This is a genomic window from Rhizobium sp. CG5 (genome assembly GCF_023701945.1).
Taxonomy (GTDB): Bacteria; Pseudomonadota; Alphaproteobacteria; order Rhizobiales; family Rhizobiaceae; genus Allorhizobium.
Window position 1 is genome coordinate 161,955 of record NZ_JABAEF010000013.1, and the last position, 22,533, is coordinate 184,487.

Genomic DNA, 22,533 nt, shown 5'->3' on the forward strand with positions numbered 1-22,533 from the left:
GCTCAAGTTTTATCGATAGGGGGTGCAAAGGAGTATTTTCAGGCTATTTTACGGGCACAAGGTCGACCGATTGCTCGATCTGGTGGCTTCCGTAGCTTTTTAGCACACCAATCACCGGAGCAACGTCGGAATAGTCGCGGCCATAGGCGACGACCACGTGATCCGTGCCGGCCGGGATATTGTTGGTCGGATCCAGTTCGATCCAGCCGGCCGTCGTGCCGCACCAGACGCGCACCCAGGCATGCATGGCATCGGCCCCTTCGAGCCGCTCCTTGCCCGGTGGCGGAATGGTGCGCAGAAAACCGCTGACATAGCCGGCCGGTATGCCGAGGCTCCGAAGGGCGGCGATCATCACATGGGAAAAATCCTGGCAGACGCCCTTTTTCAGGGCGAAGGCTTCCTTCGGCGTCGTGTCGACGGTGGTGGCGTCGCCGTCATAGGTGAAATCCGTGTAGATCCGCGTGCAGAGCGCTTCGGCGATCTGGCGCACGGTCTGGCTGGACTTCAGGCCCTTGCGGGCATAGGCGGCAATCTCCGGCACGTCGCCAATGCGCGGGCTCGTTCCCATGAAGTGATGGGGCGAGGCCGAATCCAGCGACCAGTATTCGGCAAGCTCCAGCGGCAGCCGGTCGAGCAGCGGCGAAAAATCCGCCGGCATCGGGTGGCTTTCCACCTGGACCCGGGCCTGCATGCGAATGTCGAGCCTGTCGTGGGACGAGCGAAACTGGATGGAAATCGCCGGGTGCTCGAAGAAATCGACGAAATGGGCTTTCTCGTCCGGTAGCGGCTCGAACGACACCGATCCGGCAATCAGGCGCTGCCGCTCCGGCAGGGACAGCGGCAGCAGCCGGACGATATGGTGCCCTCCGGAGGCCGGAACGTCGTAAACATAGCCCATATGCAGGGAAAGATCGTACAGCATGGTCTACCCGAGATAGGTGCGAGCGAGGACGTTGGAGAGCTTTTCGAGCTCTTCTTCGAGGTTCTGGTAGATGTCGGCGCTCATGGTTTCCGGCGTCATCACCGCCAGACCCGAATGCAGGCGCATGGCCTGGCGATAGAAGGGCGACATCTGGCCATTGACGAAGGCATTCGGCAATTGCTCGACTTCGGTGCGGATCTCGTTCAGCTGGAACAGGATCGAGCGCGGGTTGAGGGGATCGAGCGCCAGCAGGTCGGTGACCGTCAGGCGCGCCGTGTTGACGTTGTAGCGGCGACGGTGCGTCATGACGTTGTCGCCGATCTCCAGCAGCATGTCGAGCGCCCCGTCCGGCGCGTCTTCACCAGTCATGTGGCCGAGCAGCCGCGTCATATGCAGGCCGCGTTCCAGAAAGCGGCCGACCGTCAGGAAGCGCCATCCGGTAAAGCGGTACATGTTTTCGTGCACCAGGCCGGCAAAGCCTGCCAGCTTGCGCAGGAGGATGGTCATGGCGTGGGCCGCATCGTCGCCGGGCTTGACGGTGTCGTGAAAACGCCGTGCCGTCTTGGCCAGGTCGTTCAGCGCCAGCCAGCCATCGGGGGAAAAGCGGTCGCGGATATTGCTGGCCGAATAGACCGCGCTGTCGATGCTGCGCAGCAGGCTTTCCGGCACGCCGCGGTCCATGTCTACGTCGGTGGCCGCCAGATATTCGGTGACATAGGCCAGCAGCGGCTGCCCGGGATCGGCGGTTTTGGCGAAAAGGGCGTGCCACGCGCGCAGGATGCGCCGGGCGCCTTCGGCCCGCTCGATATAGCGGCCGAGCCAGAACAGGTTGTCGGCGGCGCGGCTCGGCAGGCTGCCGGGCATGTTGCGGGTGAAATCCTCCTCGGCCGGCAGCAGGGTGGTGCGTTCCACCGGCTTGTCGCTGACGATCCACACATCGGCGGCGCTGCCGCCCGATTGCATGGCGATGGCAGCCACATCGTCGCCGCTGCCGATCCGGGCAAAGCCGCCCGGCATGATCTGCCAGCCGTCGCGGGTGCGGGCCGCATAGACGCGCAGGCTCATCGGGCGCGGCGTCAGCTTACCGTCGACGATGGCCGGCGTGGTGGAGAGCGTCACCGCCTCCTGGCCGACCAGCTTGGCGCCGTCCGTCTCAAGCCATTCGGTGATCTTTTCGCGGGCACTGCTGCGCAGCGTCGATCCGAGCACCGACTGGCCATTGTCGTCGAAGAACGGCATGCGGGAAAAAGCCGGCCCGATCACCATGCGGCTGACATTGCGCGCCACATGCTCCCGTTCGGCCTTTTGTCCGCACCACCAGGTGGCGATCGACGGGAGGGCGAGGTCTTCGTTCAGCAAATGGCGACAGATCGACGGCAGGAAGGCCGGCAGGGCGCGGGTCTCGAGAATGCCGCTGCCCAGCGCATTGACGAAGGTCACCGACCCGTTGCGTAGCGCCTGGACCATGCCGGGCGTGCCGATATGGGAGCTCTGGTTCAGTTCCAGCGGATCGGCATAGGCGGCATCCAGCCGTCGCCACAGCACGCTGATCGGCTTCGGTCCTGCCACGGTGCGCACCATGACATTGCCGTTGATGACCGCCAGGTCCTCGCCTTCGAGCAGCATGATGCCGAGATAGCGGGCGATATAGGCATGTTCGAAATAGGTCTCGTTGGCGGGACCCGGTGTCAGGATGGCAATGCGGTCTTCGCTGGTCTGCTTGTTGCTCTGCAGGGCATCGCGGAAGGCGCCGAAGAACGAGGCCAGCCGGTGCACATGGGTCTCGGCATAGAGATCGGAAAAGGCGCGGGCGGTGGCAACGCGGTTTTCGAGCGCAAAGCCTGCCCCTGACGGTGCCTGGGTGCGGTCAGCCAGCACCCACCAGTTGCCGTCCGGACCGCGGCCGATCTCAAACGAGCAGAAATGCAGGTAGTGACCGCCGGCCGGCTTGATGCCGACCAGCGGGCGCAGGAATTCCGGGTTGGAGGCGACCAGCGCCGAGGGCAGGAACCCTTCCTCGACCAGGCTGTTGCGATCATAGATGTCGGCGACGATGGCCTCGAGCAGATTGGCGCGCTGCACCAGCCCCTCGGCAAGGCCCTTCCACTCGGCGTCGGAGATCAGCACCGGGATATGCGAAAACGGCCAGGCGCGGTCGCTGCTGCTGCCGGCCGCGCCATAGGCCCGGTAGAAGACCCCGGCGTCGCGCAGATAACGATCGGCCCGGGCAAAGCGCTCGTGGAGTTCATTGGGCGTCATGCGATCGATGGCTGCGACGAAGGTCTGCCAGACCGGGCGGATATTGCCGTCCTTGTCGAGCATTTCGTCGGCAACCCCCGGCAGGGCCTTGTAGCTCTGACCCAGAGCCGCGCTCTTGTCCTGGGGTTTCTGGCTTCGTTGGGCCGCCGGTTGTTTCGCCATATCGTCAGATGCCCTGGGGTCGCCTCAAGTCCAAAGTGTGGGGGAATTCCGGCGAAACGGTCTCCGGCCACAGCGGATAGTGACCAACACTGTGCCCCCATGGTTCGAATCGCGCAAGCCGGCGGGCCTCGGCTTCGTTGCCATTCACAGGGAATGTATCGTAATTGCGCCCGCCCGGATGCGCCACGTGATAGACGCAGCCGCCGATCGAGCGGCCGGACCAGGTGTCGTAGATGTCGAAGGTCAGCGGCGTATTGACCGGCAGGACCGGATGCAGGCCGGAGGCCGGCTGCCAGGCCTTGTAGCGCACGCCGCCGACCGAGACGCCATTGGTGCCGGTCTTCGACAAAGGCACGCGCCGGCCGTTGCAGGCCACCGCATAGCGTTCCGGATTGCCGGTTTCGAGGCGGACCTGCATGCGCTCGACGGACGAGTCGACGAAACGCACCGTGCCGCCGATGGCGCCCTGTTCGCCCATGACGTGCCAGGGTTCGAGCGCCTGGCGCAGTTCCAGCTTGGCGCTGTCGTATTCGACCTCGCCATAGAAGGGGAAGCGGAATTCCAGCTGGGCGGCGAACCATTCCGGCTTGAAATCGAAACCGTGATCGCCAAGGTCGGCCAGCACTTCGAGGAAATCCTGCCAGATGTACTGAGGCAGCATAAAACGGTCGTGCAGCGACGTGCCCCAGCGCACCAGGCCGCCGCCGATCGGGTTTTTCCAGAAACGGGCGATCAGGGCGCGGATCATCAATTGCTGGGCCAGCGACATGCGGGCGTTCGGCGGCATTTCGAAGCCGCGGAACTCGACAAGGCCGAGACGGCCGGTCGGGCCATCCGGCGAGAACAGCTTGTCGACGCAGATCTCGGCGCGGTGGGTATTGCCGGTGACGTCGATCAAAAGGTTGCGCAGCAGCCGGTCGACCAGCCAGGGCAAAGGCGGCATTTTGCCTTCGCCCGGTGCCGGGATCTGCGAAAGGGCTATTTCCAGCTCGTAAAGGCTGTCGTGGCGGGCTTCATCGATGCGCGGTGCCTGGCTGGTCGGGCCGATGAACAGGCCGGAGAACAGATAGGAGAGCGAGGGATGGCGCTGCCAGTGCAGGATCAGGCTTTTCAGCAGGTCGGGACGGCGCAGGAACGGGCTGTCATTGGGATTGGCACCGCCGACCACGACATGGTTGCCGCCGCCGGTGCCGGTGTGGCGTCCGTCGATCATGAACTTGTCGGCGCCGAGCCGCGACTGGCGGGCCTCCTCATAGACGGCTTCGGTGGTGGCGACGCAGTCCTCCCAGGTCGAGGCCGGGTGAATGTTGACCTCGATGACACCCGGATCGGGCGCAACGCGGATGACATTGATGCGCTCGTCATGGGGCGGCGCATAGCCTTCGATATGGATCGGCAGGCCGATCGCTGCGGCGGCATTTTCCGCGGCTGCCACCAGTTCCAGATAGTCCTCGATGCGCTCGACCGGCGGCATGAAGACGCAGAGGCGGCCGTCGCGCGGCTCGACCGACATGGCGGTGCGCACAGCGCCGGCGATTTCGCTCAGCGTCTGTTCGACCCGCTCCTGCTGGCCGCCGTCATCGGCCTGGAACGAGGCCTCCGGCATGGTGCGGCCGGCCGGCTTGATCTGTTCGGGCAGCGGCTTGCGTGGTTCGGAAGGGTCGGCCGGATGGATATAGGGAAACTGCGATGGCGGCACATAGGGCAGGGTGCCGAGCGGCAGGCGATAGCCGACCGGGCTGTCGCCGGGCACCAGGAAGATCTTGCCGCGGCGGGTGCGCCATTTTTCGCTGACCCAGCGTCGGCCGGAGGCTTTGGAATTCCAGGCCTGCACCGGCAGGATATAGCCGGACGGTGTGGTCAGGCCGCGCTCGAATACGCGGGCGATGCGGTTGCGCTCCTCCGGGTCGGTGAGCTTGGAATTGGACGGATCGACATTTTCCGGCAGGCTGCCTTCCTTGATGATCCATTCGGCCGGATCCTCATAGGCCGGCACCACCATGTCGCCGGAGACCGCCAGTTCTTCGGCAATCGCCGTCAGCAGCTTTTCGGCGTCTTCCGGCTTGGCGCCGGTCTTGGCACCTTCTTCGGCGATCAGGTCGGGGTTCTGCCAGATCGGCAGGCCGTCGCGGCGCCAGTAGAGCGAGAAGGTCCAGCGCGGCAGGCTTTCGCCCGGATACCATTTGCCCTGGCCGTAATGCAGGAAACCGCCGGGCGCGAAGCGTTCGCGCAGCTTGCGGATCAGCTGGTCGGCCTTGTCGCGCTTGGTCGGGCCGACGGCATCGGTGTTCCACTCGCCGGACTGGAAATCGTCGATCGACACGAAAGTCGGCTCGCCGCCCATGGTCAGCCGGACGTCGCCGGCGGCCAGTTCCTTGTCGACCTTCTTGCCCAAAGCGTTGAGCGCATCCCAGGATTCCTCGGAAAACGGTTTGGTGATGCGCGGATGTTCGGCGACGCGCTTCACCGTCATCTCGAAATCGAATTCGGTCCTGGCATGACCGAAATAACCGCCTGATATCGGCGCGGCATTGCGATAATGCGGGGTGGCGGCCAGCGGAATATGGCTTTCGCCGGTCAGAAGGCCCGAGGTCGGGTCGAGGCCGACCCAGCCGGCGCCGGGCAGATAGACCTCGCACCAGGCATGCAGGTCGGTAAAGTCGACTTCGGTACCAGACGGGCCGTCCAGCGCCTTCAGGTCGGGTTTCAGCTGGATCAGGTAGCCGGAGACGAAGCGGGCAGCCAGCCCGAGATGGCGCAGGATCTGCACCAGCAGCCAGCTGGTGTCGCGGCACGAGCCCTTGGCGATGGTCAGCGTGTCTTCCGGGGTCTGCACGCCGGGTTCCAGGCGGATGACATAGCCGATCTCCTGCTGCAGGCGGGCGTTCAAGCCCACCACCATGTCGACCGTGGTCTGGCCGGGCGTCTTGTCGACGGTATCCATGAAGGCGGCCAGGGCGGCACTATCGGGCTCCGGCTTCATGTAGATCGCCAGATCCTCGCGGATTTCGGCGGGATAGGAGAAGGGCCATTTGCTGGCCTCTTCCTCGACGAAAAAATCGAAGGGATTGTAGACCGTCATGTCGGCGACCAGATCGACCTCGATCTTGAACTCGGTCACCGGATCGGGAAAAACGAACCGGGCCTGGTAGTTGCCGTAGGGGTCCTGCTGCAGGTTCACGAAGTGATTGGCCGGCGTCACCTTCAGCGAATGGCTGAGCACCTTGGTGCGCGAATGGGCGGCGGGTTTCAGGCGAATGATCTGCGGACCGAGCCGCACGGGCGTGTCGTATTTATAGTGGGTGAGGTGATAAATACTGGCTTTGATCGACATGTCGCCCCTTGCCCGGTATGCCCGAACTTTACGTTTTTACAGTTATTGCCGCGATCTTGTGCAATGCACGCCGATAAAGCAAGGACGATCTGACGATAAACAAATCGACCGTTGCACCGGCAGCATGGCGTGTCGGCGGCCGGAGACGGTCTTTGTCAATCCAGCGTGCGGCGGAAACGCCTGACCGCAATGGCCATGGCGACCATGGTCAGCAGCACCAGCATAGCCGTGTCATAGGCCAGTACGTCGATCGATGCGCCCTTAAGCATGATGGCGCGCACGATGCGGATATAGTGGGTGAGCGGCAGCGCCTCGCCGATCCCTCGGGCCCATGTCGGCATGCCGGCAAAGGGGAACATGAAGCCCGACAGCAGGATGTTGGGCAGGAAAAACATCATCGCCATCTGCACGGCCTGCAGCTGGTTGGTGGCGACCGTCGAGAAGGTGTAGCCGATCGACAGGTTGGAGACGACGAACAGGGCCGTTACGGCCGCAAGTGCCGCCGGACTGCCGAGTATGGGCACGCGAAAGACGAAATAGCCGGCGGCAATGATGATCATCGCCTGCAACAGGCCGATCATCACATAGGGCGCGATCTTGCCGAGCATGATCTCGATCGGCTTGATCGGCATGGAGAGCAGGTTTTCCATGGTGCCGCGTTCCACCTCGCGGGTCACGGACAAGGCCGTGAAGATCAGCAGCGTCATGGTGAGGATCGTTCCGAGCAGGCCGGGCACGATGTTGAGCGTCGAGGAGCCGGCCGGATTGTAGCGGCGGTGCTGAACGATGGTGAAGGGCGGCTTGCTCGCCTCGGCAATCGTGATGTGGCGGTCGTGTTCGAGGGCGGTTGCGATAATGCCCGACAGGGCGCCGAGCGCCGAACTGGCCGCCACCGGATCGGTGGCGTCGGCAGCGACCAGCAGGGACGGGTTGTCGCCGCGCCGCACGGCACGCTCGAAACCTGCCGGGATCTCGACGACGAACAGCGCGCTGCCGGATTCCAGCATGCGGTCCATGTCCTCGGCCCGCGTCAGAACGGCGCGGATGTCGAAGAAATCGGTGTTTTTGAGCGCCGCCAGGATCGAGCGGCCGATATCGCTGTTTTCCCGCATCAGGACCGCTGTCGGCAGGTTGTGCGGCGTGGTGTTGATGGCAAAGCCGAAGAGAAACAGCTGCATGACCGGGATCATCACCATGGTGGCAAGGGTGATGCGGTCGCGGGTCATCTGGATGAATTCCTTGACGGTCATCGCCCAGAAGCGGCGCAGGAAGCCATTGCCATTGCCATTGCCATTGCCGTTTTCGTTGCGGGCCGCGGTCATTGGAAATTGTCCTTCGAGCGGTTCATCAGTTCGATGAACGTGTCCTCCAGGGTTGGCGCGCTTGGCGTCCAGACCAGATCCTGCCGGCTGCGGAACGGGGCGATGGCGTCGAGCAGCAGGGCATCGTCACGGCCGCAGACATGCAGGCTGGTGCCGAAGGGCGCGACCATATCGATGCCGCGACGCTGTTCCAGATCGGCCTGCAGCTTGTGCACGCCAGGACCGGATACGGTCCAGGTGTGCAGGCCGGTCGAGGCGATGACCTCTTCGACGGTGCCGCGCACCAGCAGCTTGCCATAGGCCATATAGGCGATCTCGTGGCAGCGCTCGGCCTCGTCCATGTAGTGGGTGGAGACCAGCACCGAGAGGCCTTCGGCGGCAAGGGCGTGGATCTCGCTCCAGAATTCCCGACGCGCCTTGGGATCGACGCCGGCCGTCGGTTCGTCCAGCAGCAGCAGGTCCGGTTCGGGCAGGATGCAGGCACCCAGCGCCAGCCGCTGCTTCCAGCCGCCCGACAGATTGCCGGCCAGCTGGTTCTCCCGGCCGCCGAGGCCGAGCCTCTCGATGGCGGCGGCGGCTTTCTGCCGGGGTGCGGCAAGATTGTAGACGCGGGCCACGAATTCCAGATTCTCGCGGATCGACAGATCCTGATAGAGCGAGAATTTCTGGGTCATGTAGCCCACCCTCCGGCGGATGCTGTCCGACTGGGTCAGGATATCATAGCCAAGGCAGGTGCCGCTGCCGGAATCCGGGGTCAGCAGACCGCAGAGCATGCGGATCGTCGTCGTCTTGCCCGAGCCGTTGGGGCCGAGAAAGCCATGGATGGCGCCTTTGCGGACGCTGAGGGACAGGCTGTCGACGACGACGCGCCCATTGAAGCTCTTGGTGAGATTTTTGACGTCAATCACCAGTTCGGCAGAAGGCGGAGACAAAGAAGAGGTCATCACCGTGGGTCCGATGCGGCCAGGGTAACGTCCACCGGCAGGCCGGGCTTCATGGCTTGCGGGTTTTCCGGCACCGCCTCGACGCGGTAGACCAGCTTGGCGCGTTCCTCGACGCTGTAGATTTCCGGCGGCGTATATTCGACGCTGGTCGAGATGAAGCTGATGCGGGCCGTGGTCGGCGGACAGCCGTCGCAGGCGACGCGCACCTGCCGGCCCCGTTCAATGCCGGCCATGTCGGTCTCGGGGACGAAGAAGCGGATGCGGATGGCGTCGGGCGACAGGAGGGCGACGACCGGCCGACCGGCCGGCACGACCTCTCCGGCCTTGTAATAGACGGTCTGCACGGTGCCGGAGGCCGGTGCGGTGACCGAAAGGCGCGCCAGCGTGTTGGCGGCTTCGTCCCGTTCGGCGCTGGCAACGGCGACCGTCTCCGCCATCTGCCTGATGGCCTCGTCGCGGGAGGGCAGCCGGGCCAGCACGATCTGGCCGCGGATATTGTCGAGCGCTGCCCGATTGGCGGCCTCGGTGGCGACGGCGGCGTCCAGATTGGCGCGGGTCACCGTTCCGGCATCGGCCAGCGCCCGGGCCCGCTGCAGATCCTGTACGGCAAGGGCCAGTTCGGCTTCGGCCTGGCGCTCGGAGGCCTGCAGGATGGTGATTTCCTCGGGCCGTTTCTGGGCGATCACGGCCTGCTGATATTGCGCCTGGAGTGCAGCGATGTTGGCTGTCCGTGCTGCCACCGCCGCCTTGGCTGCCGTATCGTCCTGGCCGAAGAGTGGCGTGCCGCTTTCGACCGGGTCGCCTTCCGCCACCGTGACGGATGTCAGGCGGCCTGCGGTTTCCGGGCCGATGAACAGCAGGTCTGCCTCGACCCAGCCCTGGTAGGGACGCTTGGAGCCGTTTTCGAAATAGAGCGGCACGGCGACAAGGGCGGCGCCGATGACCAGCAGCAGCAGGGCAATGCGCTTCATGATGCATCTCCTTGGGGAGTCCGGAAGAGAGTGTCGAGAAAGGCCTCGAACAGGCCGCGGGTATCGAGATGCTCATAGGGCTCGAACAGCGTTTGCCAGACGATCGACAGCAGCACCGGGGCGAATGCCATTTGCGGAAAGGCTGCGATCTTGGCGCTGTGCAATTCTCCGCGTTTGGCGGCGCGCTCCAGCACGGTGCGCAGGATCCGCAAACCGACCGTCATGACATTGCGATGGTAGAATTCCGTGACGACGGGGAAGAATTGTCCTTCGGCCAAAAGCAGGCGGAGCATTTGGCCTCGCACGGTGCCGAGAATTTCGGTCTGTACCAGCTCGTAAAGGCCGGCCACCATGGCCCGTGACGAGATGGCGTCGTTTGCCGCAAGCATTTCCATTTGCTCGAGGATCGGCGAGGCCATGGTGGAGGCCAGCGATGTGAACAGTGCTTCCTTGTCGGGAAAATGCAGGTAGACGGTTCCCTTGGCGATTCCGGCCTTGGCGGCGACGTCCTCGATCCGCGTTGCCGCGAAGCCGCGTTCGGCAAACAGGCTGAGGGCAGCGGCCAGGATGTCGGCGCGTCGCTCCTGCGGGTCCCGTCGGCGTCTCGATTTCTCGGTCATGCACTTGCCTTCAATTATGACTGACCGGTCATTCATTAACAAAGTCGTGTCAAATTGGCAAGTCGCGGCCAAGAAAAAGACCCGCGAAGCAGGGCTTCACGGGGCTTTATGATGCGGTCTCTGGAGCGCCGAAGGTCGGGCGCTCTAACCGGAGGCGGCGTCAGACGATCAGTTGCGGCCGAATTCGTCGACGAGGCGGATGATGTCGTCTTCGCCGAGATAGGAGCCGGTCTGGATCTCGATCAGTTCGAGCAGGATCTTGCCGGGATTGCCGAGCCGATGCACGGCGCCCTGCGGAATGTAGATCGACTGGTTTTCATGCAGGATGGTTTCCTTGTCGCCGACCGTCACTTCGGCGGTGCCGCGCACGCAGATCCAGTGCTCCGAGCGATGGTGATGCTTCTGCAGGGAGAGTTTCTTGCCGGGATGCACGAACAGGCGCTTGACCTGGAAGCGGTCGCCATTGAGCACCGACGTATAGCCGCCCCAGGGCCTGAGCGACGTCGGATGGGTCTCGGTCAGCGGTGCGGTCGCCTTGTCCGAGGCCAGCAGCTGCACGAGCTTGCCGACATCCTGGCTCTCGTCGAGCCGGCCGACATAGACGGCGTCTTCGCTGGCAATCACGGCAATGCCGTCCATGCCCTGCACGGCCAGATGGCTGGTGCGCGACATGACCAGCGAATTGCGGGTGTTGCTGACGGTGGCCTTGCCGGTGACGACATTGCCGTTTTCGTCAGCGTCGCCGAGCTTCCAGACCGCATCCCAGCTGCCGAGGTCCGACCAGGTGATGGCGGCCGGCACGACGGCGGCATTCGGCGTCTTTTCCATGACGGCATAGTCGATGGAAATGCTCGGGCTCTGGGCAAAGGAGGTTTCGTCGAGACGGGAGAAATCAAGGTCCTGCACCGATTTTTCGACCGCTTGCGTCGCGGCGGCGACGACCTCGGGCGCATAGCTGTTCATCTCGGCAATGATTTGTTTGGCCGAGAAGACGAACATGCCGGAGTTCCAGTAGAAATTGCCAGCGTCCACCATTTTCTGGGCATTTTCCAGATCCGGCTTTTCGACGAAGCGGCTGACGGTATAGGCGCCGCCGGTAAGGTTCTTGCCCATTTCGATATAGCCGTAGCCGGTGGCAGGCTCGGTCGGCGTAATGCCGAAGGTCACCAGCTTGCCGGCCTTGGCGGCCTCATGGGCGGTGCGAACGCAGGCGAGATAGGCGGCATCGACGGTGATGGCGTGGTCGGATGGCAGAATCTGCAGGATGGCGTCCTCGCCGAACCGCTCGCTGACGGCAAGGGCGGCGACCGCGACGGCGGCGGCGGTGTTGCGGGCCACCGGCTCCAGCACGATGCCCGACAGGGTTATGCCGAGTTCGCGGGCCTGTTCGGCGACCAGAAAGCGAAATTCCTCGTTGGTCACCACCAGCGGCGGCTCATAGTTTTTGGTATCGCTGACCCGTGTCAGCGTATCTTGAAACAGCGTCTTGTCGCCCAGGAACTTGATGAACTGCTTGGCAGCCGTTGCCCGTGACAGAGGCCAGAGCCGCGTTCCTTTGCCACCGGCCATGATGACGGGTACGATCTTATCGGTCATTTCCTGCTTTCCCTTTCGGTTCTCGGTCACGCAAACGGCATAACGCCGACCATGTCACAAGGGCGTGAGCCCTTCCGGCCGTTCGCGACGTGCAAACGCTTGACGGGGCCCAACCCTTTCGATGGGCAGGTTGTTGCATTTTTTATGCTGTGCTCCAAGCCTATCATGGCCGTTTGACACATATCGATGCCGACGCCGATGCGAGAAACGCCTGGCTGACCCTAGGGAAAGATGACAGTGTCCGGCTGCTCCTGAAGATCAAGATCGGCGGCTTGGCAGGCGACTGATGGATGCTCTTTCGGAGGCTTTGCGGCAGAAGAGCTTTCACCTTTGCCGATCCCTTATTGCCGGACAACGTCTCGACGCCTCGCCTTCAGAAGCTCTTATCGGTTGCGTTTCGCAGCAGCGGCTCGTTATGCTGTTTCTCCTTTAGGATGGACGCAAGATGCCTGAAAACCTGAAGCCGATGAAGGCCATGGTTCTTCGCCGACCCGGTGAGCCATTGCAACTGGAATGGCGACCATTGCCGCTGGCCGGCCCCGGCGAGATTCTCGTGCGGGTCGAGGCCTGCGCCGTGTGCCGGACCGATCTGCATGTGGTCGACGGCGATCTGCCGGACCCCCAGCTACCACTTGTACCCGGACACGAAATCGTCGGCATGGTCGAGAGCCTCGGGCCCGAGGTCACCAGCCTGTCGCCCGGTATGCGGGTCGGCATTCCCTGGCTTGGCCATACCTGCGGCTGCTGCTCCTATTGCCGGAGCGGCCGGGAGAACCTTTGCGACGGACTTTACCGGCTACACGCGGAATGGCGGCTTTGCCAGCCATGTCGTGGCCCATGCCGATTTTGCTTTTCCGCTGGCCGGTTTTGATGACCCGGTTGCTGCCGCACCGCTGATGTGCGCCGGACTGATCGGCTGGCGATCGCTGAAAATGGCGGGCGAGGCCCGGCGCATCGGCATCTACGGCTTCGGCGCTGCCGCTCATATCATTGCCCAGGTCTGCCGGTTTCAGGGCCGCGAGGTCTATGCCTTCACCCGCGACGGCGATGCCGACGCCCAGGCCATGGCGATGTCGCTCGGTGCTGTCTGGGCCGGCGGTTCGCAGGAGGTGCCGCCGGTGCCGCTCGATGCAGCGATCCTGTTTGCGCCGGTCGGCGATCTCGTGCCGGCGGCGCTGAGGGTTGTTGCCAAGGGCGGAACGGTGGTGTGCGGCGGCATCCACATGTCCGATATCCCGGCCTTTCCCTACCGCATCCTGTGGGGCGAGCGGCGCGTCGTATCAGTCGCCAACCTGACACGGGCCGATGCGGTCGAATTTCTCGATCTGGCGCCGAAGGCCGGCGTCAGGACCACCACCACGGTCTATCCGCTCGAACGGGCCAACGACGCGCTGGACGATCTGCGGGCAGGCCGTTTTCAGGGGGCGGCGGTCCTGGTTCCGTGAAAGCCGATGGCCCGCCGTTCGGCATCTCTTGCGCGCCTACGGGAACCGCAGGGGCGCCCGGCTCAGGTCGTTGCTTGCCTCGACGGCTTTTTTCAGGAGCTGCACGAACTGGCTGCGCTCTGTCGGGTCGAGGCCGCCGAGCAGCAGGGCCTGCATCTCCCAGACCAGCGGGCGGATGCGATCGACGGTGTCCTGCCCCTTGTCGGTCAGGAAAAGTTCGCGGGCGCGGCGGTCCTTCGGATTGGTTTCGCGGCGGACCAGGTCCTTCTGCTCAAGCCGGTCGACCACGCCGCCGATGGTGACGCGGTCATAGGCGATATGACTGGACAGGGTGGCCTGGTCGAGGCCGGGCGTCGCGCCGATGGCGCTGAGCGCTGCATATTGCACCGGCGTCAGGTCGTATCCCTTCTTCGCCGTTTCCTCCACGAACAGCGAGACCGCGACCTGATTGAGCCTCCGGATGAGGTGGCCCGGCATTTCGTATATTTCCAGCATGAACTCCCCCTGGCTCGTCTGTCGCAGACTACTGCTATTTTTTCGCATTAAAAAGGGGAGGGGGTGCGGCTCGGCTCTCCGTGTGGGTTCGGCAGGATTTTCAGTGGCAAGACTGGTGGCGATCCGGCATTCCTGATTTATATGCAGCATGCTTCCCTGGCGGGGGAGACAGCGATTTGGAACGAGGAGCAGACAGTCCCATGACAGCATTATTCGACATCCCGGCAATCCCGCTGGTTCCGGTGAAGGGCGAAACGGCCGGTTTTCCCGTGCATCGCATTTTCTGCGTCGGGCGCAATTATGCCGACCATGCCGCCGAGATGGGCTATGAGGTCGATCGCGAGGCGCCGTTCTATTTCACCAAGCCCGCCTCGGCGATCGTACCGACCGGCAGCACCATCGCCTATCCGCCGGGCACGTCCAATTTCCATTACGAGATGGAACTGGTGGTGGCGATCGGCGCGCCGGCCTTCCGGGTCAGCGTCGAGGATGCGCCCAAGGCGATCTTCGGCTATGCCGCCGGGCTCGACATGACGCGCCGCGACCTGCAATTGAGCGAGCGCGCCAAGCAGCGGCCGTGGTCGCTGGGCAAGGCGTTTGAGAACTCGGCACCGATTGCCGAAATCACCAAAGCGGCCGATCTTGCGCCGATCGGGCCGCAGCGCATCGCACTTTCGGTCGGCGGCGAGACCAAGCAGGACGCGCATCTGAGCGATCTCGTCTGGTCGGTGGCCGAACTGATCAGCCATCTCTCGCAATTCTATCATCTGGTGCCGGGCGACCTGATCTATACCGGCACGCCGGCCGGCGTCGGCCCGGTCCTGCCCGGCGACGTGCTGCGCGGCGAGATCGACGGGCTGCAGCCGATCACCCTGACGATCGGCCCGGCGGAGTAAGGATGGACTGACCGCGGCCATCGTCCTGCTTGCCAAGCTGCCAGATCCGTGGCCCATTTGCACCTCCAACAGATGGGATCAGGGAGTGCTTGGCATGAACAGCAGGGCGACGGTGACGGGCAGCGGGACCTATGGCGTCAAGGCGCTGCCGAAGATCGCCTATGGTCAGGGCAGCTATCTCTTCGACAGTGACGGCAAACGCTATCTCGACGGATCGGGCGGCCCTGCGGTCTATTGCCTGGGCCACGCCCATCCCGAGGTCAACGAGGCCATCAAGGCGCAGCTCGACCGGGTTGCTCACGGGTATCGCTATCTCTTCACCTCGGATGCGATGGAAGAGCTGACGGAGATCGTCAATGCCAATGCCGGCGGCCATTTTCCGCATATGGTCTATGTCGGCAGCGGATCCGAGGCGGTGGAATCCTGCCTGAAGATCGCCCTGCAATATCACACGGCGCGCGGCGAAAAGAGCCGTCGCCGGTTCATTTCGCGGCGTCGCTCCTGGCATGGCAATACGCTCGGCGCGTTGTCGGTCTCCGATTTCAAGGCGCGGCGCGAGGCGTTCGAGGGCAGCCTGCTCGACGTCGCCTTCGTCTCCAGCGCCAATGCCTACCGCCTGCCGCAAGGCGTGGAGGGTCATCAGTTGGTAGCGTATCTGGCCGATGAGCTGGAAGCGCAGATCCTGACGATCGGTGCGCAGACTGTTGCGGCCTTCATCTTCGAACCGGTGGTCGGGGCGGCCGGCGGCGTGGTGCCGGCGCCTAAGGGCTATGCAGCGGCGGTTTCCGCCGTCTGTCGCCGCCACGGCGTGCTGGTGATCGGCGACGAGGTGATGTGCGGTTCGGGCCGGACGGGCACGTTTCGGGCACTCGAACAGGACGGTGTCGTGCCGGATATCATGAGCATCGCCAAGGGGCTGGCCGGCGGCTACCAGCCGCTGGGTGCTGCCCTTTACAGCGAGGCCATCCATGCCGTGCTGGCCGCTGCCCATGGCGGAGCGATGACCGGTCATACGTTCACCGGCCATACCTCGTCCTGTGCAGCTGGCGTCGCCGTGCAAAAGATCATCGCCCGTGACGGGCTGCTACAGAGCGTCCTGTCGCGCGGCAAAACCTTCCGGCAGGCGCTGCGGACCGCCTTTGCCGACGTGCCTGAGGTGGGCGATATTCGCGGCCGCGGTTTCTTCATCGGTTTGGAACTGGTCGCCGATCCGCTGACCAAGACGCCATTCCCGGCCTATGCCAGCCTGCATGCGGATATCGGCCGGCGGGCCTTCGAGGCCGGGCTGATCTGCTATCCCTCGACCGGCAATGTCGACGGGACGAATGGCGACACCGTGATCCTGGCGCCGCCCTACAATGCCAGCGACGAAGAGCTTGCCGAGATCATCGCGATCCTGTCGCCGGTCATTCGCGATGCCGTGGTGGCCGCAAGGCGGGCCGTCGCCTTGCGGTGAGAGCCGTCTTTTGGTTGCGGCGCTTACTGCGGCCTCTGCCTCGTCTCAGCCCACGTATGACCGCCAGTTGTGCTCTTCCTTGAAGCCGAGGACGTTGCGGATCTTGGCGTTGGAGAGCGGCGCCTCGTAGCCTTCGAGAGGGCGCGCCAGCGGCGTGCCGGGCGCCCATTTTTTCAAAAATTCGGCGGTCGGCTGATGGGCGGTGATGGTGTCGTTGACCGCATTGAACACCTGAAAGCCGAGACCGTCCTTCTCGACGCAGAGATGAACGATCTGGCCGAGATCGCGCGCATCGATATAGCTCCAGGCATTGCGCTTGCGCGACGGCGGATCGGCCATGAAGGCCGGAAAGCGGTCGTATTCGTGCGGCTCGATGACATTGCCGATGCGCAGCGCATAGATGTCGGCACCGGAGCGCATGGCAAAGGCGCGGGCGGTCTTCTCGTTGACCACCTTGGACAGGCCGTAGCTGTCCATCGGATCGACATCGTAATCCTCGTCCAGCGGAAACTGGTGATAGTCCTTGTCGCCCTCGGCAAAGCAGACGCCATAGGTCGTCTCGCTGGAGGCGATGACGATCTTCCTGATACCCAGCTTCACCGCCGCCTCGATGACATTGTAGGTGGAGGTGACATTGGCCTGGAAGGTGGTGTTGTCGGGGCGCAGCAGAATGCGCGGCACGGCGGCGAAATGCACGACCGTATCGACCTTGGCTGGTCCCTTGCCGGTTTCAAGCCCTGCGAAATCAAAATGCATGGACAGCGCATTGAACACCTGGCCGCTATCGGTCAGGTCGGTCTGCAGCGTGTTGACGCCCGGATGATCGAGCGGCACCAGATCGAGGTTGAACACCTCGTGGCCCTTGTCCACGAGATAAGGCACGACATGGCGCCCGGCCTTGCCGCTGCCGCCGGTAAAGACGATCCGTTTGGTCATGGGGTTACTCCTCCTCGTTTGGTCAATGTGCGCCAGCGCGTAGGCGGCCTTGCGCCGCACGGCTTGGTCTCACAGCACCGGCCTGCTATCTAGCGCGCCAGAGCGAGAGAGGCGAGGGGCCATGAGCATTGCGGCGAACATCGTTGACGGCAGATCATGCGGCACATGTTCGCTGTGCTGCATCCTGCCGGAGATCGACGTCTTCGATAAGCCTGCCAATGCCGTGTGCCGCCATTGCCAGCCGGGCAGGGGCTGTCTGGCCTATGACGAGCGGCCCGCCACCTGCCGCGACTTCTTCTGTCACTGGATGACCAAGGCCGACATGGATGAAGCCTGGGAGCCGGCCCGCTGTCATATGATGGTCTATACCCAGGGACCGCAGATCACCGTGCTGGTCGATCCGGCCCATCCAAACATCTGGAAAACCGAGCCCTATGCCAGCCAGTTGCAGCAATGGGCTGCACAGGCCGCCCCGAGCGGCGGCTATCTCATCGTCTATGTCGGGGATGAGGTGACGGTGGTGGGGGCAAAGGCGGGGTAGCTGCCCCCATTTCCCGCACAGAAAAAAGGCTCGGCGATGTCTCGCCAAGCCTTTGATCTCAAACTGGATGGTGGGCGTAACAGGGATTGAACCTGTGACCCCTACGATGTCAACGTAGTGCTCTCCCGCTGAGCTATACGCCCATCCGATGGCGGCTTAAGACCACAAAACCGTTAGGCCCGTCAATAGGCTTTTCCGGTTTTGTGAAGAGTTTTTTACAGACCCTTATGCCGCAAGGAGTTTGTTCACCTCGTCGACGAGGTCGCGCAGGTGGAAAGGCTTGGACAGCACCTTGGCATCCTTCGGCGCCTTCGAATCGGCATTGAGCGCCACGGCGGCGAAGCCGGTGATGAACATGACTTTCAGGTCCGGGTCGAGTTCGGTGGCGCGGCGCGCCAGCTCGATGCCGTCCATTTCGGGCATGACGATGTCGGTCAGCAGCAGCGAGAATGGCTCTTCGCGCAGACGGTCATAGGCGCTTGCGCCATTGTCGAAGGACGACACCTTGTAACCCGCCTTTTCCAATGCCTTGACCAGGAACCGGCGCATGTCGTTATCATCTTCGGCGAGAAGGATTTTCTGTATCATTGAGGGACCGTTACTCACAAAAGGGGAATGAAAGGCTTTCCGGCCCTCCTCTTTAACGCAATCCGAGTAAACATCCGGTGAATTTCAAAGGAGCGTCCCTGTCCGCCTTGCCCTTAGTATGGACTTCGATCTGTGCAACTGGCAACATGCCGGGGCAAACTAGTTGGTGATTTGGTAAAAAGAGGCGGAATGGACGGGTTGGCGGACGATTTTGATCTGTTCGAAGTGCGCGAGCCGGAAACGCAAACCATTCCCTTCGTCTACAACTCACCCCATAGCGGCCGGCATTATCCCGCAACCTTCCTGGAAAGCTCGCGTCTCGACCCCATGGCGATCCGCCGCTCCGAGGATCATTATGTCGATGAGCTGTTTGCCGCAGCGCCCGATTTCGGTGCGCCGCTGCTGCAGGCGCATTTTCCAAGAGCCTTCATCGATGTGAACCGCGAGCCCTACGAGCTGGATCCGAAGATGTTCAGCGGCCCTCTGCCGTCCTTCGTCAATTCGGGCTCGATCCGGGTGGCGGGGGGCTTGGGCACCATTCCGCGCATCGTTGCGGAAAACATGGACATTTATGCGGCTCGCATGCCGGTCGAGCACGCGATGGAGCGCATCGATACGGTCTACAAGCCCTATCATGCCTGCCTGCGGCGGCTGATGGCGCGCACCCATACGCGCTTTGGCCTGGCCGTGCTGATCGATTGCCATTCCATGCCCGGCAATATCCGGGTGGCCGGCAGCAGCCTGCGTCCCGATTTCATCATCGGCGACCGCTACGGCACCAGCGCCTCTGCCGATCTGTCGATGGCGGCCCTGCATATCCTCGAAAATCTCGGCTTCTGCGCGGTGCGCAACAAGCCCTATGCCGGCGGTTTCATCACCGAGCATTACGGCCGGCCGGTGCGCGGTCTGCATGCGCTGCAGATCGAGATCAACCGTTCGCTCTATGTGGATGAGGCGACCTTGCAGAAGCGGCCCGATTTCCGCCTGCTGACATCGGCGCTTGCCACCTTCATCGGCGCCATGGCGGAGTTTGCCGCCGATATGACCGGCGATACGGCGCTGGCGGCGGAATAGACCGCTCTGGGCTGGCTATGCCCCGGCGGGCCCATTTTCCCTCAAAACCGACCAAAAAAAACCGCGCCATTGGCGCGGCTAAGTCTAGGGAGGAAACACCCAAGGAGGGTATTTACAGTCAGAAGACTGTAAAATGAGAGTATTATTGCGCTGCACAATTGTCAAGAGACAGCGCTGTCAATTTTTAGGCACGATGAAAGATTGCGCATATAAGTGGCAGGTGACGGTTCCGCCGGCCATTTGCAAAGCCTTGAGAAGACCGCTAGAAAACCTCTTCCTAGGCTTCTCTTTCCGGATGGTCCCCATGCTTCCCGATCGTGCTTTTTTTGATCGCCTTGCCGCTGCGGCAAAGGCTGAAACCTTGCCGCGCTTTCGTTCGCGGCTGGATGTCGTCAACAAGCTGGCCGGTGGCTATGACCCGGTGACCGAGGGCGACCGTGCCGCCGAAACGGCGATCCGGGCGCTGATTGAGGCCGAGTTCCCCGATCACGGCATCCTCGGCGAAGAACACGAGAATATCGGCATCGACCGCGAGCATGTCTGGGTGATCGATCCGATCGACGGCACGCGGGCCTTCATTTCGGGCGTGCCGATGTGGGGCACGCTGATCGGCTTCCAGCACCACGGCCGGGCCACGATGGGCATGATGGACCAGCCGTTCACCGGCGAGCGCTATTATGCCGACGGTGAAAAGGCCTGGTATAGCGGGCCGGAGGGGGAGCGGCAGATCCGTACGCGGGACTGCGCCGGGCTGGAGGATGCCATCCTCTTCACCACCTCGCCGCATATCTTCCTGAGTGATGAATTGGCGCGTTACCAGACGATCGAGGACAAGGTGCGGCTGTTCCGCTACGGCATCGATTGTTATGCCTATGCGCTGCTGGCGGCGGGGCATGTGGATCTGGTCGTCGAGACGTCGCTCAAGCCCTATGACGTCGGCGCTTTGATCCCGTTGATCGAGCAGGCGGGCGGCATCATCACCACCTGGGACGGCGGGCGGCCGGAAGCTGGCGGGCGCATCGTTGCGGCCGGATGCAAGGCGGTGCACGAGCAGGCGCTGGCGCTGCTTAGCTGACGGTGTGCGACCCGGTCTGCCAGGATCAGGCGGCGCTTTCCTCAAGGGCGACATCCGGATCGCTGCCCGGGAGGAAGGCGGCAATGGCCGCCATCGCCTGGGCGCGGTAGCGGTCGCTTTCCTGCAGGATCTCGTGGCGGGCGCCGGGAATGGCGACAAGCTGGGCGGCGCGGAATTGCTGGGCCAGCCGCTCCTGGTCGACATAAGGCACCACCCCGTCGCGCATCGGCGCGATCAGCACGGTCGGTATGGCGATCGTCATCAGATGCTGCGGATCGCTGACGCGGCGGATCACCTTCTGCGCTTCGTGTAGCCAGCGGGCCGTCGGCGCGCCGACCGAAAGGCCAGGCACGGCGGCAACCGCGGCCATATTGCGCTGGAAGCGAAGCGGGTCGGAGGTCAGAGGATTGCCGGCAAACGGCCGGTTGGAGCGATCGGCCGACAGCGGCCGGCCGCCAAGGCCGGTCAGGGATGCCAGCATCGACAGCATGAAGATCTTGCGCGGCGACAGCCTTTGCCCGCCAAGGCCGACGAAGGGCGCCGACAGCACCATGCGGTCGATGCGGTTGGCGAGCCGCGGCGCAGCTGACAGCGCGATCAGCCCGCCGGTCGAATGGGCCAGCAGGAAAAACGGCAGGCGGGTGTCCGGCAGGACGATCTTTTCCAGGAAGATGTCGAGATCCCGCTCGTAATCGGCAAAGCGGCGGACATGGCCGTGGCGGATATCCTTCAGCAGGCGTTGCGACAGGCCCTGGCCGCGCAGATCGAAGGTCGCCACCCACAGTCCCTGGGCATTCAGCTCGCGAATCGTCTCGAAATATTTTTCGATATACTCGTTGCGGCCATGCAGCAGCACGACGGTGCCCTTGGCGATGCGGTCTGAGGCGCGAAACACCGCATAGCGCAGCCGGACGCCGCCGTGACCTTCGAAATAGCCAGCGATGTGATTGGCGGGAATCGGATTTCCCGGGGTTTCGTGGAGTATGGGATCCATGACTGCGCCGGCTGGTTGGGGTGGGTCTCGCCAACAGCATAACAAAGCGCAAGGGCGGATGCAGCATGGCCTTACAATAAAAAGAAAGCCGGGGTCGCTTGAAGGTCGAAACCTTTGCGCGACTCCGGCTCCAGAGCCACTGAAGATGAAGGGACGGTGTGTCTTCAGTCATCGAAGTTTTTCCCTTCGACGGTTCTGGTCTAGCGCCTCCTGGCTGAACGCCAGCCGAACTGGCCGTTCATCTACAATTCATCAGCATTAGCAGGCTCTTGAATCTCAAAACGGCAATTCCCATTTTTTAGACTGCGGACGCCGCAAGGGCCGCAAGACACCGTCCGGTGACGCCTCCACAGGGTATCGGACATCAAAACCGCAAACGTCGCTTCTTAAGGAGGGCATCCATGCGTCACGTTGATTTTTCCCCACTCTACCGTTCCACGGTCGGCTTCGACCGGCTTTTCACCATGCTCGACAGCCTCGGTCAGCCCGAACAGGCGCAGACCTATCCGCCCTACAATATCGAGCGGACGGGTGAAAACACCTATCGCATCACCATGGCCGTTGCCGGCTTCGACGAGCGCGAGCTCAGCATCGAGGCGCATGCCCATGTGCTGACCGTGAAGGGTGAAAAGATCGAGGAAGACAAGCCGGAACTCACCGAGTTTCTCTATCGCGGCATCGCCAAGCGCGCGTTCGAGCGGCGCTTCCAGCTGGCCGATCATGTCGAAGTGCAGAACGCTTCGCTGAAGAACGGCCTGCTGCACATCGATCTGCTGCGCAATATTCCGGAAGCCATGAAGCCGCGTCGCATCTCGATTGCCGCCGAGCCGGTGGATGCCGCGCCGAAGTCGATCGAGGCGCACGTTAACTAACCATCAGGTCTTGACGTATCGAAGGCGGCTT

18 protein-coding genes, 1 tRNA gene and 1 pseudogene are annotated in these 22,533 nt (G+C 63.1%); 7 read left to right on the forward strand and 13 right to left on the reverse strand.

Annotated features, from left to right (window positions below; translation table 11 throughout):
• Positions 1–43: 43 nt before the first annotated feature.
• The 8 genes from HGO38_RS20755 to HGO38_RS20790 all read right to left on the reverse strand — a co-directional run bounded on the left by HGO38_RS20755 (position 44) and on the right by HGO38_RS20790 (position 12,130).
• Positions 44–922: a transglutaminase family protein gene (locus HGO38_RS20755; RefSeq protein WP_250957808.1), complete on the reverse strand. Its 879-nt coding sequence runs from the start codon at positions 920–922 to the stop codon at positions 44–46.
• 3 nt (positions 923–925) lie between these two features.
• Positions 926–3,343, reverse strand: coding sequence for a circularly permuted type 2 ATP-grasp protein (locus HGO38_RS20760; RefSeq protein ID WP_250957809.1), 2,418 nt, complete (start codon positions 3,341–3,343; stop codon positions 926–928).
• Positions 3,344–3,347: 4 nt separating this feature from the next.
• Positions 3,348–6,677 (reverse strand): transglutaminase family protein, encoded by a 3,330-nt coding sequence (locus tag HGO38_RS20765; protein ID WP_250957810.1) that lies wholly within the window; start codon positions 6,675–6,677, stop codon positions 3,348–3,350.
• Between the two features lie 155 nt (positions 6,678–6,832).
• Entirely contained in the window at positions 6,833–7,999 is a 1,167-nt protein-coding gene (locus HGO38_RS20770) for an ABC transporter permease (protein WP_250957811.1), read from the reverse strand.
• Positions 7,996–8,943, reverse strand: coding sequence for an ABC transporter ATP-binding protein (locus HGO38_RS20775; protein WP_250957812.1), 948 nt, complete (start codon positions 8,941–8,943; stop codon positions 7,996–7,998). The genes HGO38_RS20770 and HGO38_RS20775 overlap by 4 nt, the downstream gene beginning before the upstream one ends.
• Positions 8,943–9,914 carry an HlyD family secretion protein gene (locus tag HGO38_RS20780; protein ID WP_250957813.1) on the reverse strand — a complete coding sequence of 324 codons (972 nt, stop codon included), beginning with the start codon at positions 9,912–9,914 and terminating at the stop codon, positions 8,943–8,945. Before HGO38_RS20780 ends, HGO38_RS20775 begins: the two co-directional genes overlap by 1 nt.
• Positions 9,911–10,534 carry a TetR/AcrR family transcriptional regulator gene (locus tag HGO38_RS20785; protein ID WP_250957814.1) on the reverse strand — a complete coding sequence of 208 codons (624 nt, stop codon included), beginning with the start codon at positions 10,532–10,534 and terminating at the stop codon, positions 9,911–9,913. The genes HGO38_RS20780 and HGO38_RS20785 overlap by 4 nt, the downstream gene beginning before the upstream one ends.
• Before the next feature lie 168 nt (positions 10,535–10,702).
• A complete protein-coding gene (locus tag HGO38_RS20790; protein WP_250957815.1) occupies positions 10,703–12,130 on the reverse strand; it encodes a mannose-1-phosphate guanylyltransferase/mannose-6-phosphate isomerase in 1,428 nt (475 codons plus the stop codon).
• Between the two features lie 466 nt (positions 12,131–12,596).
• Between HGO38_RS20790 and HGO38_RS20795 the strand changes: the two are divergent.
• Positions 12,597–13,575, forward strand: a pseudogene (locus HGO38_RS20795) (zinc-dependent alcohol dehydrogenase family protein).
• Between the two features lie 36 nt (positions 13,576–13,611).
• Here HGO38_RS20795 and HGO38_RS20800 read toward each other — a convergent pair.
• A complete protein-coding gene (locus HGO38_RS20800; protein WP_250957816.1) occupies positions 13,612–14,070 on the reverse strand; it encodes a MarR family winged helix-turn-helix transcriptional regulator in 459 nt (152 codons plus the stop codon).
• A 200-nt stretch (positions 14,071–14,270) separates the two neighbouring features.
• Here HGO38_RS20800 and HGO38_RS20805 point away from each other — a divergent pair, with 200 nt between their 5' ends.
• Both HGO38_RS20805 and HGO38_RS20810 read left to right on the forward strand, forming a co-directional pair.
• Positions 14,271–14,966, forward strand: a complete 696-nt coding sequence (locus HGO38_RS20805; protein ID WP_250957817.1) for a fumarylacetoacetate hydrolase family protein — start codon at positions 14,271–14,273, stop codon at positions 14,964–14,966.
• Between the two features lie 94 nt (positions 14,967–15,060).
• Positions 15,061–16,422, forward strand: coding sequence for an aspartate aminotransferase family protein (locus HGO38_RS20810; RefSeq protein WP_250957818.1), 1,362 nt, complete (start codon positions 15,061–15,063; stop codon positions 16,420–16,422).
• 45 nt (positions 16,423–16,467) lie between these two features.
• Here HGO38_RS20810 and HGO38_RS20815 read toward each other — a convergent pair whose 3' ends face one another.
• Complete coding sequence (locus HGO38_RS20815) at positions 16,468–17,358, reverse strand: NAD-dependent epimerase/dehydratase family protein (protein WP_250957819.1); 891 nt, start codon at positions 17,356–17,358, stop codon at positions 16,468–16,470.
• A 121-nt stretch (positions 17,359–17,479) separates the two neighbouring features.
• Here HGO38_RS20815 and HGO38_RS20820 point away from each other — a divergent pair, with 121 nt between their 5' ends.
• Complete coding sequence (locus tag HGO38_RS20820; protein WP_250957820.1) at positions 17,480–17,899, forward strand: hypothetical protein; 420 nt, start codon at positions 17,480–17,482, stop codon at positions 17,897–17,899.
• Positions 17,900–17,967: 68 nt separating this feature from the next.
• Here the strand turns inward: HGO38_RS20820 and HGO38_RS20825 are convergent.
• Positions 17,968–18,042, reverse strand: a tRNA-Val gene (locus HGO38_RS20825).
• An 82-nt stretch (positions 18,043–18,124) separates the two neighbouring features.
• Positions 18,125–18,487, reverse strand: coding sequence for a response regulator CpdR1 (cpdR1, locus tag HGO38_RS20830; RefSeq protein WP_084363150.1), 363 nt, complete (start codon positions 18,485–18,487; stop codon positions 18,125–18,127).
• Between the two features lie 189 nt (positions 18,488–18,676).
• On the opposite strand from cpdR1, the gene HGO38_RS20835 reads away from it, so the two are divergent.
• Entirely contained in the window at positions 18,677–19,561 is an 885-nt protein-coding gene (locus HGO38_RS20835; protein ID WP_250957821.1) for an N-formylglutamate amidohydrolase, read from the forward strand.
• 304 nt (positions 19,562–19,865) lie between these two features.
• Positions 19,866–20,636 (forward strand): histidinol-phosphatase, encoded by a 771-nt coding sequence (hisN, locus tag HGO38_RS20840; RefSeq protein ID WP_250957822.1) that lies wholly within the window; start codon positions 19,866–19,868, stop codon positions 20,634–20,636.
• A 25-nt stretch (positions 20,637–20,661) separates the two neighbouring features.
• On the opposite strand, the gene HGO38_RS20845 is transcribed toward hisN, so the two are convergent.
• Positions 20,662–21,630, reverse strand: a complete 969-nt coding sequence (locus HGO38_RS20845) for an alpha/beta fold hydrolase (protein WP_250957823.1) — start codon at positions 21,628–21,630, stop codon at positions 20,662–20,664.
• 401 nt (positions 21,631–22,031) lie between these two features.
• Here HGO38_RS20845 and HGO38_RS20850 point away from each other — a divergent pair, with 401 nt between their 5' ends.
• Positions 22,032–22,502, forward strand: coding sequence for an Hsp20 family protein (locus tag HGO38_RS20850; RefSeq protein WP_250957824.1), 471 nt, complete (start codon positions 22,032–22,034; stop codon positions 22,500–22,502).
• The last annotated feature ends 31 nt before the right edge of the window (positions 22,503–22,533 follow it).

Excerpts from the sequence above, each read along its gene's own strand:
- HGO38_RS20775 (WP_250957812.1), bottom strand. The coding sequence starts at position 8,943 with ATGACCTCTTCTTTGTCTCCGCCTTCTGCCGAACTGGTGATTGACGTC.
- HGO38_RS20755 (WP_250957808.1), bottom strand. The coding sequence starts at position 922 with ATGCTGTACGATCTTTCCCTGCATATGGGCTATGTTTACGACGTTCCG.
- HGO38_RS20790 (WP_250957815.1), bottom strand. The coding sequence starts at position 12,130 with ATGACCGATAAGATCGTACCCGTCATCATGGCCGGTGGCAAAGGAACG.
- HGO38_RS20845 (WP_250957823.1), bottom strand. The coding sequence starts at position 21,630 with ATGGATCCCATACTCCACGAAACCCCGGGAAATCCGATTCCCGCCAAT.
- hisN (WP_250957822.1), top strand. The coding sequence starts at position 19,866 with ATGCTTCCCGATCGTGCTTTTTTTGATCGCCTTGCCGCTGCGGCAAAG.
- HGO38_RS20835 (WP_250957821.1), top strand. The coding sequence starts at position 18,677 with ATGGACGGGTTGGCGGACGATTTTGATCTGTTCGAAGTGCGCGAGCCG.
- HGO38_RS20815 (WP_250957819.1), bottom strand. The coding sequence starts at position 17,358 with ATGACCAAACGGATCGTCTTTACCGGCGGCAGCGGCAAGGCCGGGCGC.
- HGO38_RS20820 (WP_250957820.1), top strand. The coding sequence starts at position 17,480 with ATGAGCATTGCGGCGAACATCGTTGACGGCAGATCATGCGGCACATGT.
- HGO38_RS20770 (WP_250957811.1), bottom strand. The coding sequence starts at position 7,999 with ATGACCGCGGCCCGCAACGAAAACGGCAATGGCAATGGCAATGGCAAT.
- HGO38_RS20780 (WP_250957813.1), bottom strand. The coding sequence starts at position 9,914 with ATGAAGCGCATTGCCCTGCTGCTGCTGGTCATCGGCGCCGCCCTTGTC.
- HGO38_RS20810 (WP_250957818.1), top strand. The coding sequence starts at position 15,061 with ATGAACAGCAGGGCGACGGTGACGGGCAGCGGGACCTATGGCGTCAAG.
- HGO38_RS20760 (WP_250957809.1), bottom strand. The coding sequence starts at position 3,343 with ATGGCGAAACAACCGGCGGCCCAACGAAGCCAGAAACCCCAGGACAAG.
- cpdR1 (WP_084363150.1), bottom strand. The coding sequence starts at position 18,487 with ATGATACAGAAAATCCTTCTCGCCGAAGATGATAACGACATGCGCCGG.
- HGO38_RS20800 (WP_250957816.1), bottom strand. The coding sequence starts at position 14,070 with ATGCTGGAAATATACGAAATGCCGGGCCACCTCATCCGGAGGCTCAAT.
- HGO38_RS20850 (WP_250957824.1), top strand. The coding sequence starts at position 22,032 with ATGCGTCACGTTGATTTTTCCCCACTCTACCGTTCCACGGTCGGCTTC.
- HGO38_RS20805 (WP_250957817.1), top strand. The coding sequence starts at position 14,271 with ATGACAGCATTATTCGACATCCCGGCAATCCCGCTGGTTCCGGTGAAG.
- HGO38_RS20765 (WP_250957810.1), bottom strand. The coding sequence starts at position 6,677 with ATGTCGATCAAAGCCAGTATTTATCACCTCACCCACTATAAATACGAC.
- HGO38_RS20785 (WP_250957814.1), bottom strand. The coding sequence starts at position 10,534 with ATGACCGAGAAATCGAGACGCCGACGGGACCCGCAGGAGCGACGCGCC.